General features: G+C 58.0%; 16 protein-coding genes and 1 pseudogene. 8 read left to right on the top strand and 9 right to left on the bottom strand.

Going from position 1 to position 14,426, the window contains the following annotated elements:
• Window positions 1-17: 17 nt before the first annotated feature.
• Both K7R23_RS15155 and mdtQ read right to left on the bottom strand, forming a co-directional pair.
• Window positions 18-779, bottom strand: coding sequence for an SDR family oxidoreductase (locus K7R23_RS15155; RefSeq protein WP_012906461.1), 762 nt, complete (start codon window positions 777-779; stop codon window positions 18-20).
• 66 nt (window positions 780-845) lie between these two features.
• Entirely contained in the window at window positions 846-2,285 is a 1,440-nt protein-coding gene (mdtQ, locus tag K7R23_RS15150; RefSeq protein ID WP_012906462.1) for a multidrug resistance outer membrane protein MdtQ, read from the bottom strand.
• 245 nt (window positions 2,286-2,530) lie between these two features.
• Between mdtQ and yohP the strand changes: the two genes are divergently transcribed.
• On the top strand, window positions 2,531-2,614 hold the full coding sequence (yohP, locus tag K7R23_RS26050; RefSeq protein ID WP_015572324.1) for a small membrane protein YohP: 84 nt from the start codon (window positions 2,531-2,533) through the stop codon (window positions 2,612-2,614).
• Window positions 2,615-2,651: 37 nt separating this feature from the next.
• Here the strand turns inward: yohP and dusC are convergent.
• From dusC to mhbT, 6 genes and pseudogenes are all read right to left on the bottom strand, one after another.
• A pseudogene (gene dusC, locus K7R23_RS15145) lies at window positions 2,652-3,593 on the bottom strand (tRNA dihydrouridine(16) synthase DusC).
• Window positions 3,594-3,724: 131 nt separating this feature from the next.
• The gene (locus tag K7R23_RS15140) at window positions 3,725-4,918 is read right to left on the bottom strand and encodes a 3-hydroxybenzoate 6-monooxygenase (RefSeq protein ID WP_012906463.1); all 1,194 of its coding nucleotides are present in this window, start codon (window positions 4,916-4,918) and stop codon (window positions 3,725-3,727) included.
• A 14-nt stretch (window positions 4,919-4,932) separates the two neighbouring features.
• A complete protein-coding gene (maiA, locus tag K7R23_RS15135) occupies window positions 4,933-5,577 on the bottom strand; it encodes a maleylacetoacetate isomerase (RefSeq protein ID WP_012906464.1) in 645 nt (214 codons plus the stop codon).
• 8 nt (window positions 5,578-5,585) lie between these two features.
• The gene (locus K7R23_RS15130; RefSeq protein ID WP_012906465.1) at window positions 5,586-6,287 is read right to left on the bottom strand and encodes a fumarylacetoacetate hydrolase family protein; all 702 of its coding nucleotides are present in this window, start codon (window positions 6,285-6,287) and stop codon (window positions 5,586-5,588) included.
• Window positions 6,288-6,301: 14 nt separating this feature from the next.
• Window positions 6,302-7,339, bottom strand: a complete 1,038-nt coding sequence (gene gtdA, locus K7R23_RS15125; protein WP_012906466.1) for a gentisate 1,2-dioxygenase — start codon at window positions 7,337-7,339, stop codon at window positions 6,302-6,304.
• Between the two features lie 11 nt (window positions 7,340-7,350).
• The gene (mhbT, locus tag K7R23_RS15120) at window positions 7,351-8,712 is read right to left on the bottom strand and encodes a 3-hydroxybenzoate transporter MhbT (protein ID WP_012906467.1); all 1,362 of its coding nucleotides are present in this window, start codon (window positions 8,710-8,712) and stop codon (window positions 7,351-7,353) included.
• 126 nt (window positions 8,713-8,838) lie between these two features.
• Here mhbT and K7R23_RS15115 point away from each other — a divergent pair, with 126 nt between their 5' ends.
• The 7 genes from K7R23_RS15115 to K7R23_RS15085 all read left to right on the top strand — a co-directional run bounded on the left by K7R23_RS15115 (window position 8,839) and on the right by K7R23_RS15085 (window position 13,368).
• Complete coding sequence (locus tag K7R23_RS15115; protein WP_012906468.1) at window positions 8,839-9,747, top strand: LysR family transcriptional regulator; 909 nt, start codon at window positions 8,839-8,841, stop codon at window positions 9,745-9,747.
• Between the two features lie 130 nt (window positions 9,748-9,877).
• A complete protein-coding gene (locus K7R23_RS15110) occupies window positions 9,878-10,276 on the top strand; it encodes a CidA/LrgA family protein (protein WP_012906469.1) in 399 nt (132 codons plus the stop codon).
• Window positions 10,273-10,968: a CidB/LrgB family autolysis modulator gene (locus tag K7R23_RS15105; protein WP_012906470.1), complete on the top strand. Its 696-nt coding sequence runs from the start codon at window positions 10,273-10,275 to the stop codon at window positions 10,966-10,968. Before K7R23_RS15110 ends, K7R23_RS15105 begins: the two co-directional genes overlap by 4 nt.
• A gap of 129 nt (window positions 10,969-11,097) precedes the next feature.
• Complete coding sequence (gene cdd, locus K7R23_RS15100; protein WP_012906471.1) at window positions 11,098-11,982, top strand: cytidine deaminase; 885 nt, start codon at window positions 11,098-11,100, stop codon at window positions 11,980-11,982.
• Between the two features lie 121 nt (window positions 11,983-12,103).
• Complete coding sequence (gene sanA, locus K7R23_RS15095) at window positions 12,104-12,823, top strand: outer membrane permeability protein SanA (RefSeq protein ID WP_012906472.1); 720 nt, start codon at window positions 12,104-12,106, stop codon at window positions 12,821-12,823.
• Between the two features lie 22 nt (window positions 12,824-12,845).
• On the top strand, window positions 12,846-13,112 hold the full coding sequence (locus K7R23_RS15090; RefSeq protein ID WP_012906473.1) for a hypothetical protein: 267 nt from the start codon (window positions 12,846-12,848) through the stop codon (window positions 13,110-13,112).
• Window positions 13,113-13,128: 16 nt separating this feature from the next.
• A complete protein-coding gene (locus K7R23_RS15085; RefSeq protein ID WP_012906474.1) occupies window positions 13,129-13,368 on the top strand; it encodes a DUF2542 family protein in 240 nt (79 codons plus the stop codon).
• 42 nt (window positions 13,369-13,410) lie between these two features.
• On the opposite strand, the gene mglC is transcribed toward K7R23_RS15085, so the two are convergent.
• Window positions 13,411-14,421, bottom strand: coding sequence for a galactose/methyl galactoside ABC transporter permease MglC (mglC, locus tag K7R23_RS15080; protein ID WP_012906475.1), 1,011 nt, complete (start codon window positions 14,419-14,421; stop codon window positions 13,411-13,413).
• Window positions 14,422-14,426 lie beyond the last annotated feature (5 nt).

Raw genomic sequence — 14,426 nt, 5'->3', positions numbered from 1 at the left:
GGGTATTCCGTCCTGGTTTATTCCGGCTTAAACTGCGGGTTGGCGAGCATAAAGCCGCCGTCGACAATCAGCGACTGGCCGGTAGTGTAGCTCGCCCCGTCCGAACACAGCCAGCCGACCATGCCGGCAATCTCCCGCGTTAACCCCGGTCGACCCAGCGGAATGGTGGGTTCAGAGCCGGGCTTAACGTCGCTGTCATCCATATCGTTCATCGGCGTGGCGATAGCGCCCGGCGCCACGGCGTTCACCAGTATGTTGTGTTTAACCAGCTCCAGCGCCATAGCTTTGGTAAGACCGCCGAGGGCGTGTTTGGCGGCGGTGTAGGCGCTGGCCTCCGGCAGCGGCGTGTGCTCATGCACCGAGGTGATATTGATAATTCGCCCACCCTGCCCCTGTTTAACCATCTGGCGAGCGGCCAGCTGCGAGCAGAGAAACGCCCCGTCGACGTCCACCGTAAAGATCTGCCGCCAGTCGGCAAAGGGCAGCTCCAGAAACCCGGCTTTGCTCATTGTACCGGCGTTATTCACCAGCACATCTATCCGCCCCAGCCGGGTAATAAGCTGTTCGAGAGCCTGCGCGCCTTCGGGCAGCACGCTGAGATCTAGCTGAATGGTCTCGGCGCGCACGCCGTGCTTCATCACCTCTTGCGCCGTCTTCCGCGCCCCCTGCTCATCCGAGTGCCAGGTGATCCCAATATCAAATCCCTGCTGCGCCAGCTGTAGCGCGCACGCCTTACCAATACCTGAATCAGAAGCGGTGACTATCGCCACTTTTGTCATAACATCCTCCGGTTATATCAAACTGAACCCTAAGTATAGAAATTCAGTCTGAGACAAGCGGAAAAATCACGACTGATGATAGCCGCCGCCGAGCGCGCTGGTCAGCTGAACGGAGGCGTCCAGCCACTGGCCCTGTAAAATAAGGCCGTTGCCCTGCTCGCGTAGCGCCGGAATTTTCGCCTGACTGACGCGGGAACCGGCAACGATCCCGGCCTTAAACCGCGCTTCCGCCAGATTCACCACCCGCCTGGCGTCGTGCTCAATTTGCTGCTGATGCTGATTTTTTTGCGCCAGCGTCCCGACCTGACTGGCGGCGCGGGCCACTTCGTTCACCGCATCCACCACCGCTTTGTTGTAGCTGGCGACGGACAAATTGCTCCGGGTGCGGGCGATATCCAGACTGGCGTTCAGCCTGCCGCTGTCGAAAATGGGCAGCGTCAGCCCGGCGGTGACGCCCGTTTGCTGCGCGGAGCTGCGAAACAGATCGCTCAGATGCAGCGCATCCTGTTGCAGAAAAGCCATGACGTTAATATCCGGATAAAACGCCGCTTTCGCCGCCTCCACGCTGCTGAGGGACGACTCGATATACCAGTGCGCCGCCTGTAAATCCGCTCTGCGCGCCAGCAGATCGTAGCCCAGCTTCGCGGGCAACCGCCCCTCCACTTCCGGCAGGTTTACCTGATGCAGCGCCACCGACGACGCCTGGGCGTTAGTCAGCGCGCTCAGCCGCGCCTCAATCACCTTCATTTTTCCGGCGACGTCATTCAGCTGCTGCTGCGTTTTGCTGACGTCGATATCCGTTTCGACCCCCTCGACGGAAGAGGTAATACCGTTCTCATACAGCTGGCGATCGGTATTGATAATATTGCGCTGCTCCTGCGCTATCTGGCGCAGCACATTGCCGAGCGCGGCCTCGGTCTGCCACTCCCAGTACAGTCGCGTCACGCTGCTGGCGAGCAGCTGGCGGGTCTGTTCACGCTCGGCCTCCCGCGCTTTCACCGCCCCGATCCGCGCTGTCACCTCCGCGCGATTTTTTCCCCATAAATCGAGATCCCAGCCGCCGGTTAAGCCGAACGTCCCGTTGGTGTACCACGGCCCGGTGGTGCCCGCAGCGGGATCGGTGATTGCAAACGGCCCCATTAAGCCTTCCGCCGACATTTTCTGTCGTTCAATATCCCCTGAGAAATCCAGCTGCGGGCCGTCCTGCGCCTCCGTTGCTTTCGCCTGCGCTTCCGCCAGCTGAATGCGCTGCTCAGCGACCTGCATATCCGGCGAGTTTTTCAGCGCGCGGGCAATTAAGTCATTCAGTTGCGGATCGTGCCAGGCCAGCCACCATTGACTGTCCGGCCAGCCCTGTTGCAGCGCAGCCGGTAAGGAAGTGTCCACATGTGAGGCGGGTAGCTGCTGAGTCAACGCAGGCTTAACGTCGTGCATGGGAGCACACCCCGCCAGCAGAATAGCCAGCGGCAAGCACGCTTTCATCGCGTGTAAAGAGTAATGATTCATTAAGACAGACTGATAAGAAATGGTGCGCGGAGCTTACCCGTTGTTACGGGGCGTTTTTTAGTTACGCGTGGCAAAACATCTTTGGCAAATAACCGTCATATCCGGCAATGTATTTTCAATATAAATACCAACACCACCATTAATTCAGTGGATGTATATGCTCACGCATTAGCGGACAAAATCCCGGCGGCAGGTTGCTGAAGTTTTCCTATACTTAATCTGAACTTACCAATAAGGGAACGCCAATGAAGATTTTACTGTGGGTTATTTTGATTATTTTTCTGATTGGATTGTTGGTGGTGACCGGCGTGTTTAAGATGATTTTCTGATGGCTGTGCCGGGTGGCGACGCTCACCCGGCCTGTCATCAGGCGATATCTATCGCCTGGATTGCCCGGGCGATGTCCGGAGAGTGATTTAATGCGCGAATCTGCTGAAATAGCGCCGTCGCCTCGTCATATTCTTTACGTAAATAACCCAGCCACTGCTTAATGCGCGCCACGTGATACAGTCCGGTGTCGCCCTGATTTTCCAGGCGGGTATATTTTTGCAGCAGCGCCACCACTTCCGGCCACGGCATCCGCGGCTGGTTGTACTTCACCACCCGGCTGAGGTTGGGAATATTCAGCGCGCCGCGGCCAATCATGACCGCATCGCAGCCGGTCGCCGCCAGGCACTCCTAGGCGCTTTGCCAGTCCCGGATCTCACCGTTGGCGATAACCGGGATGGACAGGCGCTGACGAATTTCGCCAATTGCCTGCCAGTTGATGTGTTCAGCTTTGTAGCCCTGCTCTTTGGTCCGGCCATGCACCACCAGCTCCGTGGCGCCCGCCTGTTGCACGGCGTCGGCGATTTCGAATTTTCTGTCGCCGCTGTCCCAGCCGAGACGCACTTTTACCGTTACCGGCAGATGCGCAGGCACCGCCTCGCGCATGGCTTTCGCGCCCTGATAGATAAGTTCAGGGTCTTTCAGCAGCGTCGCCCCGCCGCCGCTGCCGTTAACCATTTTCGACGGACAGCCGCAGTTTAAATCGACGCCATAAGAGCCCAGCTCAACGGCGCGGGCAGCGTTTTCCGCCAGCCATTGCGGATATTGCCCCAGCAGCTGAACGCGCACGAGGGTGCCGGAGGGTGTACGGCTGCCGTTTTTCAGTTCCGGGCAGAGTCGATGAAACACTTTCACCGGCAGAAGTTGATCCACCACGCGCACGAATTCGCTGATGCATAAATCGTAGTCATTCACTTCCGTCAGAAGTTCGCGTACCAGGGAGTCAAGTACGCCTTCCATCGGCGCCAGTAAAACACGCATATCGTTACCCGCAGAAAAAGAGGCGCTATCATAGCGCCTCTCTGCGTTGAGCAAAACCTTTTGCCGGATGGCGGCGTAACGCCTTATCCGGCCTACGGTGAAACACTGTTCCAGGCCGGGCGGGCCAAATACTAGCGCGGCAGCAGGCAGTTATCTTCTTTCCAGCCGTACAGCCATTCCATCGCGCGGTAAAACTCCGCCTGTGATTTGCCTTTCCACAACAGGTTACGTACCTGACGCTCGACGCCTGCGGCGTGATACACGCGGCCCATTTCGCGGGTGGACCAGACAATGCGCGCGGTGCGCGGGATACGCACCGACTCATACAGCGCGAACGCTTTTTCCGCATCGCCATCGCATTTTTCCAGCGCTTTACCCAGCGTGACCGCATCTTCCAGCGCCATACACGCCCCCTGCGCCATATACTGCGCCACCGGATGCGCGGCGTCGCCCACCAGGGTAATCCGCCCGGTGCCCCACTTTGCCACCGGCTCGCGATCGGCGGTGGACCAGCGACGCCATGAGGTCGGCTTATCCAGCATCTGACGCGGACGCGGGTGGATACCGGCAAAATAGGAGAGCACTTCTTCTTTACTGCCGTCCTTCACGCCCCACTCCTCCTGCTGGCGGCTGTGGAAGGTGACCACCAGATTGTACTGTCTGCCGCCGCGCAGCGGATAGTGAACGAGGTGGCAGTGCGGCCCGGCCCAGAGTACCGGCGCATTGATGCGCAGGTCTTCCGGCATATCGTTGCAGTCAATCACCGCCCGATAGACCACGTGACCGGTGACGCGCGGCGAGTCGCCGAGCAGGCTCTGGCGCACCACCGACTTCACCCCGTCGCAGCCAACCAGAATATCCGCCGTCCAGCTGTTGCCCTGCTCGTCAAAAACCGTGACCTCATCCGGCGTTTCACGGATATCGACCACGTTAGTGGAGGTCCGGTATTCAACGTCAGGGTGAGTCAGCACCGCTTCCCACACCGAAGCGTGAATATCAACCCGGTGAATCACCGCGTAAGGTCCGCCAAAATGGTCGCGAAAGGCCTGGCCGGTTTCAATATGCACCACTTCTTCAGCATTGACCGCATCCATCATGGTGATGTGGTCGGTAAACACCGCCCGCTGGCGCGCGACTTCGCCGACGCCGAGGCTGTCCAGCGCCGAGAAGGCGTTGGGACCAAGCTGGATACCGGCGCCGATTTCACCGATCTCATGCGCTTTTTCCAGCAGCATGACTTTGATGCCCTGCCGCGCCAGCGAAAGCGCGGTAGCCGCGCCACCGATTCCGCCGCCGACGATAATTGCGCTCGTCACGTTAGCCATTATGTTTCTCCTTCTCAGGCCGAAAGTTTGTCTTGTTGATTTTCGGGTGCGGCGGCGATAAACGCTGGCAGCTGCATACAGGCGTCATACACCGCTTTACAACGCGGATACGCATGTAAATCACACCCCATGCGCAACGCGTTCGCCCACTGCGGGATCAGGCAACAGTCGGCAAGCGTTGGGCGATTTCCGACGCAGTACGGCGACGTCTGGCTCTTGCGCAGCAGCTGTTCGACCGCGCTCAGCCCCTGCTGGATCCAGTGCGCGTACCAGCGTTTTACCTCCCCTTCGCTGACCTTCAGCTCTTCGCTGAGGTAGCGCAGCACCCGCAGGTTATTCACCGGATGGATATCGCAGGCGATGGCATAGACGATTTCCAGGACCTGGCTGCGCGCCGGATCGCTGGCGGGCAGCAGTGGCGACTGCGGGAAGTGCCGGTCCAGCCAGTCAATAATCGCCAGCGACTGGCCGAGCGCTTCGCCATCATCGGATACCAGCGTCGGCACCAGCCCGACCGGGTTCATCCGCCGGTAGGCCAGCTCGTTTTGCTGCCCGGCGCGGATATTGACGCCAACCGTCTGGTAGCCGATGCCTTTCAGCGCCAGCGCAATACGTACGCGGTATGACGCCGAACTGTTAAAAAAACTGTACAGTTTCATGGGCCACCTCAGACAATCTTCACGGCGATGGGCGTTAACCCGTCCACGTTGCCGGTGATGACATCGCCTTTTACCACCGCGCCGACGCCTTCCGGCGTGCCGGTGAAAATCAAATCGCCCGGCTGCAGCTCAAAGAAGCCGGACAGGTAGCTGATGGTTTCGTTAACCGACCAGATCAGGTGACGAATGTCGCTGCGCTGATGATCCTCGCCGTTGACCTGTAGCCAGATCGGCGCAGTATTCACCTCCGCCGCGTCGCTGACTGGGTGCAGCGGCGCGATGGGCGCGGAGAGGTCAAACGCTTTGCCAATCTCCCAGGGACGTCCCATCTGGCGCATCTCCATCTGGCGGTCGCGGCGGGTCATATCCAGCCCGGTGGCGTAGCCCCAGATATATTCATGGGCCTTTTCTACGGGAATATCGCTACCCTTTTTACCAATAGCCACCACCAGCTCTATTTCATAGTGGTAGTTATCGGTCTGCGCCGGATACGGCAGCGCGAGCGTTTCACCCGCCGCAACCGGCACCACCGCATCGGCAGGCTTGCAGAAGAAGAACGGCGGCTCACGATCCGGATCGAAGCCCATTTCACGGGCATGGGCGGCATAGTTGCGCCCGACGCAATACACGCGGCGCACCGGAAATTGTTTATCGCTGCCGACAACAGGGACGCTTACTGGCGCCTGTGGTGCAAATACATACTGAGTCATCATTCTCTCCCTTATTAATAGCGGGCTTCGCGGAACAGCCCGAGCGCTTCCTGTACCGGCCGGTCAGAAAAGCTGAATAACACGGTGTCATCGGTGGATTTAAACGACACGCCGTGCCAGGTCGGCGCGACAAAAATATCTTTGGCGACAAAGGTGAACGTCTCGTTGCCGATGGTCACTTCGCCCGCGCCCTCCACCACGTGGTAAATAGTGCTGTCGGTGGTACGCGCCACGCGCGAGACAAAGCCTTTTGGCAGCAGTTGCAGGAAGGTGGCCATCGACGGCATCGGATAGCCGCCGGTCACCGGATTGACGTAGCGTAATTTATAGCCGTCCCACTCGTCGGCGTCGCCAAAGCGGGTCAGATCGTGCAGCGCCTCGCGGCTGCGGTCATAGCGATAGTTGAAGATTGGCGATGAGTTACCCTTTTGCTGGCGCAGCGGCAGCATATTGGCGGCATAGCGCGGCAGATAATCGCCCTCTTTACGCGTCACCGGCTGCTGATCTTCCGGATAATCCTCCGCAAAGCCGCAGCCGAGAATATTCACCAGCGGCAGATCCAGACCGTCCAGCCAGATAACCGGCTCAGCGCCCGGATTTCCGTGATCGTGCCACTGCCACTGCGGCGTCAGAATAAAATCACCGGCGTGCATTTGCGTCCTCTCGCCGTCCACGGCGGTAAACGCCCCTTTCCCCTCCACGATAAAACGCAGCGCCGACTGGTTATGACGGTGGCTCGGCGCGACCTCGCCCGGCATGATCAGTTGCAGCCCGGCATAGAGCGTGGAGGTGATTGAGGACTGACCGCGCAGCATCGGATTTTCCAGCACCAGCACGCGGCGTACCGCCTCTTTCGCGCCGATCAGGTTGCCGCTTTCCAGCAGCAGCGGGCGAATTTCCTGATAGTTCCAGTAGGCAGGCGCGCAGTTGGCGTTCGGCGTCTGCGGCACCAGATGGTGCAGCGACTCCCACAGCGGGGTCAGGTTTTGCCCGGAAATATGCTGGTAAAACTGCTGGCGGTTGTTTTTAACATCCTGATTATGTTCAGACATAGGGATTCTCCTTATTCGTTCACCATACCGCCGGAATGCGGCAGGGACTCAGGGACAGAGGCTGGTCGGCGGACGACCACAATCAGCAGGGTTAACATCACCGCGCTAATCGCCGCCGGGACAGCGATAATGAAAAACAGCGTGTCGAATGAGAAATTCATCGCCATCATCACGCCGCCGGAAAGCGAGCCGACAATCGCCCCGCAGCGACCCACCGCGTTCGACCAGCTGACGCCCGTCGCGCGGCTTTGGGTGGGATAGAGGGTGGCGGTTAACGCATTGAGGCCGACCTGCGATCCGCTGATCCCCACCCCGGTGCCAAAAATCGCCAGCGCCATCAGCCACAGGCCGTTTTCGCTCAGCCCAATCATGACGATGCACACCGCGCCCAGCGCATAGCTGAGGGCCAGCACCCGAAACGGATTGTGTTTGTCCATCAGTACCCCCAGCGCCAGCGCGCCCAGCGTCCCGCCAACCTGGAAAGCTGCCGTCACCCACGAGGCCTGCTGCAGGTTAATTCCGCGGTGGTTAAGCAGCGTCGGTAGCCAGCTGGAGAGCAGATAGATAATCAGCAGGCTCATAAAGAACACCACCCATAGCATCAGGGTAATGGGCAACTGGCGGCCAACAAAAAGCTGACGGATGCTGCCTGTTGCCGTTGCGGCGGTTTCATTAAGAAAGAAATGGGTGTCGTCGTAGCGCTCGCTGGTGATCGCGCTGACCGTCCGGGCGATGGTCGTCTGCGGCAGTTGGCGACGTACCTGCCAGCGCGGCGACTCCGGCAGAACAAATAACAGCGCGACGAACAGGATCAGCGGCAGCACGCCGCCCAGCACCAAAATGCCGTGCCAGCCGATAACCGCTACCAGCTGCGCGCTGACAATGCCGCCCAGCGCCGAACCGAGCGTAAAACCGCAGAACATCAGGGTCACCAGCGCGCCGCGCCGCCGCGCGGGCAGGTATTCCGAGGTCATGGTGATGGTGTTCGGCATCGCGCCGCCAAGCCCCAGTCCGGTAAGGAAGCGCAAAATCACCAGCGTTTGCAGATCCGGCGAGAAGGCTGACAGCAGGCTCAGCGCGCCAAACAGCAGTACGCAGAGCTCGATCACGCGCTTACGGCCAAACCGGTCAGAGAGCGGCCCGCACAGCAGCGCGCCGGCGGTGAGTCCGAGCAGCCCCGCGCCAAACAGCGGCGCAAGTTCTCCGGCGGTCAATTGCCACTGCAGACGAATATCGGGAGCGATAAAACCAATGGCCGCCGTATCAAAGCCGTCAAGCATCACCACCAGGAAGCAGCAGATGATCACCCGCCACTGGGTTTTGCCGACCGGCGCGGCGTCGATCAGGGCCTGTAGTTCGCGTCGTTGAGTCATAGTGAATGCCTCGGTGCAGGTAGGGTAAGTCGTTCTTTTGTTTTTGATATGTTACGAGTTTGTAGACTCGCCGATAAAATGTACAATGGGTTTTCAGGCAGAGACATAACCTGGGGGTTATCGCAGATGGCAAACTGGGCGCAAAAACTGAAGCTTCACCACCTGCAAACGCTGGTGGCGCTGGGCGAGCAGGGAAATCTCACCCAGGTGGCGCGGATGATGAATATCACTCAGCCAGCGCTGTCAAAATGGCTGTCGCAGCTTGAAGATGAGATCGGACTCACGCTTTTTGAGCGTCACAGTAAGGGGCTTCGCCCCTCTGAAGGCGGCAAACTGCTGCTGCAACATGCCCAACGGCTGATCAACGATATGGAGCGCTCGCAGTATGAAATTGCCCGCTTCAAGGCGGGCGGACTGGTAGGCAGTCTGAAAATCGGCTGTTCGCCGGTGGCGACCGACTGCGTTTCCCAGGCCATCCTCAGTCTGATCGGCGAGATGCCGACGCTGCATCTGAATATCGAAGAAAAGGTGATGACCCCGCTGCTTCACGATCTGCTGGCCGGTTCGGTGGATGTGGTGGTCGGTCGCGTCGGCGGCCGGGCGCTACAGCTTCCTCTCAATTACCAGGTGCTGTACACCGAACCCGTCTGTTTCGTCGCCCGTCCCCATCATCCCCTCGCCCGCTACGCCAGCCTCAGCTGGAGCGATCTGGCCGACTGGCGCTGGATAGTCTGGCCGACGGGAACACCCATCCGCATCAGTATTGACAACGCGCTGGTCGATAACGGCGTGATGCTGCCGGAAAATACCATTGAGTCGGCGTCGATGAACGTCAGCACTAACCTGCTGCAAAGCAGCGACATGATCTCCATTCTTTCGCTACGGCTGGCGCAGCGCTATGCCAGCCAGGGACAACTGGTGATCCTCAACCTGCCGAAAATTGAACAGAAAGGCAGCGTCGGGGTATTCTGGCGAAAAAATGAGACGCCCTCCGCCGCGTTAAGCCGCTTTCTGCATTTTCTGGCTCAGGTTTAAGCGGTGAGACGGGAGCTGCGCCCGGTGTTCCCGCTGTCTATCTTTAGTATGCTAAGAATTCATGATGTGATCGGTAGCACGTTTTAACGTTTAATTGTATGATGAATCCATCTCATTTAAGGCGTATCCCATGCGTAAGACACTGAATATCATCTGGCAATATTTACGCGCGTTCGTGCTGATCTATGCCTGCCTGTATGCGGGCATTTTTATTGCGACCCTGCTTCCCGTCGCCATTTCCGGCAGCATCATCGGTATGCTGATCCTGTTTGTTCTGCTGGCACTGCAAATCATCCCCGCCAAATGGGTTAACCCCGGCTGCTACCTATTGATTCGCTATATGGCGCTGCTGTTCGTACCGATTGGCGTCGGCGTGATGCAGTATTTTGATCTGCTGCGCGCGCAGTTCGGTCCGGTGGTGGTCTCCTGCGCCATCAGTACGCTGGTGGTTTTTCTGGTGGTCAGCTGGAGCTCGCACCTGGTTCACGGCGAACGCAAAGTGGTTGGACAGAAAGGATCGAAAAAATGATGGCGTATATCTGGTGGTCTTTGCCGCTGACCTTAGCGGTCTTCTTTGCCGCGCGAAAGCTGGCGGCGCGCTTTAAGTTTCCTTTACTGAACCCGCTGCTGGTGGCGATGGTGGTGATCATTCCGCTATTGATGCTGACCGGGACGCCTTATGAACACTATTTCAAAGGCAGTAAAGTGTTAAACGATCTGCTGCAACCGGCGGTGGTGGCGCTGGCCTATCCATTGTATGAACAGTTGCACCAGATCCGCGCCCGCTGGAAATCCATCATTACCATCTGTTTTGTCGGCAGCGTGGTGGCGATGGTCACCGGCACCTCGGTCGCGCTGCTGATGGGCGCCACGCCGGAGATCGCCGCCTCGGTCCTGCCGAAATCGGTCACTACCCCGATTGCGATGGCGGTTGGCGGCACTATCGGCGGCATCCCGGCGGTGAGCGCGGTATGCGTGATTTTCGTCGGCATTCTCGGCGCCGTTTTCGGTCATACCCTGTTAAACGCGATGCGTATCCGTACCAAAGCCGCACGCGGTCTGGCGATGGGAACCGCCTCGCACGCCCTCGGCACCGCCCGCTGTGCGGAGCTGGATTATCAGGAGGGGGCATTCAGCTCGCTGGCGCTGGTGATCTGCGGGATCATTACCTCTCTCGTCGCACCGTTCCTGTTTCCGATTATTCTTTCATTATTGGGCTAAAATTTGCGATGCGTCGCGCATTTTTAATTTAAGTTTCATAAGTTGCAGTGGTAATGAGATATAAATCACATATAAAGCTCTGACAGGCCCGTACACTACGATCCCATTACATTATTTTGAGGCAACGCCATGCACCCACGTTTTCAAACTGCTTTTGGCCAACTTGCGGATAATTTGCAGTCAGCGCTGTCGCCGATTCTGGCGGATACGCATTTCCCCGCCTTGCTGACCGGTGAGCAGGTTTCTGCATTGAAAACCGCAACGGGGCTTGATGAAGACGCGCTGGCATTCGCGCTGCTGCCGCTGGCGGCGGCCTGCGCCTGTACTCCCCTCTCCCATTTTAACGTCGGCGCCATTGCCCGCGGCGTTAGCGGGACGTGGTACTTTGGCGGCAATATGGAGTTTCTCGGCGCCACCATGCAGCAAACCGTCCATGCCGAGCAGAGCGCCATCAGCCACGCCTGGCTGCGCGGTGAAAAAGGGCTGGCGGCAATCACCGTCAACTACACTCCCTGCGGCCACTGCCGCCAGTTTATGAATGAACTGAACAGCGGGCTGGATCTGCGCATTCATCTGCCGGGACGCGAACCGCTTACCCTGCGCGACTATTTGCCGGACGCCTTTGGCCCGAGAGATCTGCAGATTAAATCGCTGCTGATGGACGAACAGGATCATGGCTTCGCAGCGCAAGGCGACGCGCTGGCGCAGGCGGCGATTGCCGCAGCGAACCGCAGCCATATGCCATACAGCCAGTCGCCGAGCGGCGTCGCGCTGGAGTGCAAAGACGGGAAAATCTTCAGCGGCAGCTATGCCGAAAACGCCGCCTTTAACCCGACCCTGCCGCCGCTGCAGGGGGCGCTCAATCTGCTGAACCTGAACGGCTATGCTTTTGCCGATATTCAGCGGGCGGTGCTGGCGGAAAAAGCCGATGCCGCGCTGATTCAGTGGGACGCCACCGCCGCCACGCTGAAAGCGTTAGGCTGCAACACTATCGGGCGCCTGTTGTTAGCGTAATCGCGCTATTCCCCGGTGAGGACATTGCTGAAAATCCCCCCAATCAGACTGCTGTTTCTTGCGCTTCGCAGGCGGGTACAGTAGCCTGATTGAAATTTCATCCCGTTACCGAGTTTTCCTCATGTTTAAGCGCGTGTTTTACAGCCTGTTGGTCCTGATCGGCTTGCTGCTGTTGATCGTGCTTGGTCTTGACCGCTGGATGAGCTGGAAAACCGCGCCCTACATTTATGATGAATTGCAGGATCTGCCCTACCGCCAGGTCGGCGTGGTGCTTGGCACCGCGAAATATTATCGCGCCGGGGTGATTAATCAGTATTACCGCTACCGCATTCAGGGGGCGCTCAACGCCTATAACAGCGGTAAGGTGAACTATCTGCTGCTGAGCGGCGACAACGCGATGCAGAGCTACAACGAACCGATGACCATGCGTAAGGATCTGATTGCCGCAGGCGTCGATCCTGCCGATATCGTGCTGGATTATGCCGGTTTCCGCACGCTTGATTCGATTGTGCGCACCCGTAAGGTGTTCGATACCAACGATTTCATTATTATCACCCAGCGTTTTCACTGCGAGCGCGCGCTGTTTATCGCCCTGCATATGGGCATTCAGGCGCAGTGCTACGCCGTACCGTCGCCAAAAGATATGCTGTCGGTGCGGATACGCGAATTCGGCGCCCGCTTCGGCGCGCTGGCCGATCTTTATCTGTTCAAACGCGAACCGCGCTTTCTCGGCCCGTTAGTGCCGATCCCGGCCCTGCACCCGATCCCGGACGATGCGCAGGGCTACCCGGCGGTCACGCCGGAACAGCTTTTAGAGCTGCAAAAAAAACAGGGAAAATAAACGGCAGGAGCCACTAAACAGAATGGAAAATAAGATTATTTTATTTGCCATAGCGATATGGAGCGCCGGACTCTGGTTTATCTTTGATACCTGGCAGGAGTGGAAAAAGGGGAAAACCCATATTCGCTCCCTTCACTTTTTTAGCCGTCGCCGTTGGGATGCGGTTTATCGCAGTGACGAGCCCATCGTCTTCCTTCTCATTTTATCTGGACGACTCGCGCTCATACTGCTGATGATGGTGTCGGTGCTCTGGTACACGATCCGCTGGTATTTATACGAACGCATTTAATGACAGGATATAACATATGGAAGACAAAGCGCTGTTTATCGTTATTGGCGTGCTGATGGTCGTCGGCTGGACCTTTCGCGAAGGGGTGAAAGCGCTGCGCTCTGGTACGGTTGAGAAAACGGTAAAAGGGTCGCAGGAGCCGCTCATCATCCCGCGCCACGCAAACCCTGGCGTCTACTGGAGCTACGTCACCGCTTATTTTGGCGTTGCCGTTGGCGCGCTAATTGTCGGCATCTGGCTACTCTTTGTGAAATAAAAAACCGGCGCATACTGTCCGCGCCGGTTTTTTACGACAGCCTTACTTCTTACGCGCGTACTTCAGCGAGTCCAGCGCCACGGCGAAGATGATAATCCCGCCTTTAATGATGTACTGCCAGTACGGGTTGACGCCGATATAGGTCAGGCCGTAGTTGATAACGGTAAAGATAATCACCCCGGTCACCACGCCTAATACCGTACCAACCCCGCCGCTGAACGATACGCCGCCGACCACGCACGCCGCAATGGCATCCAGCTCATACATAAAGCCGAGGTTGTTGGTGGCGGAACCGATGCGTCCCGCTTCCAGCAAACCGCCGAACGCGTAGAACACGCCGGAGAGCGCATAGATCATCAGCAGGTTCAGCGCCACGTTGACGCCGGAAACTTTCGCCGCTTCCGGGTTACCGCCGATGGCGAAAATGTTTTTGCCAAAGCGGGTTTTGTTCCACAGCACCCAGACGAAAGCGACGGCGATGAGCGCATAGAAGGTAATGTAGGAGAGCCGGAAGCTGCCCAGCGCGATAAAGCCCTGGGCGAAGGACGAGAAGCCGCTGTCGAAGCCCGAAATCGGCGATGCGCCGACAAAGTCGTAATAGAGAGAGTTGATGCCGTAAACGATAATCATCGTGCCGAGCGTGGTGATAAACGGCGTCACGTTCAGGTAAGCGATGATAATACCGTTGATAAGCCCAATCACCGCGCCAATCGCGCAGACAATCAGGATCACCAGCGCAATCGGCATGGTGGCCATTTCCGGGAACACCTTATTGGCGTTCTCCATCGACTGCAGCAGCGTTGCCGCCACCACCGCCGCCAGCCCGACCTGACGCCCCGCCGACAGGTCAGTGCCCTGGGTGACAATCAGCCCCGCCACCCCCAGCGCGATAATAATACGCACTGAGGATTGCGTCAGAATATTACTTAAGTTAAGCAGGCTTAAGAACGTGGGATCCTGGAAAATAATAATCGCCAGCAAGACTAAAAGAACGACGTAAATACCGCCCTCTTTCAGATAAGTAAGAAAACTTTTCTTATTTAACGCACTCATGAGGA

It is taken from the genome of Citrobacter rodentium NBRC 105723 = DSM 16636 (assembly GCF_021278985.1).
GTDB lineage: Bacteria > Pseudomonadota > Gammaproteobacteria > Enterobacterales > Enterobacteriaceae > Citrobacter_A > Citrobacter_A rodentium.
Note: the sequence above shows the minus strand (reverse complement) of the source record. Positions and strands in the feature narration are given on the sequence as shown.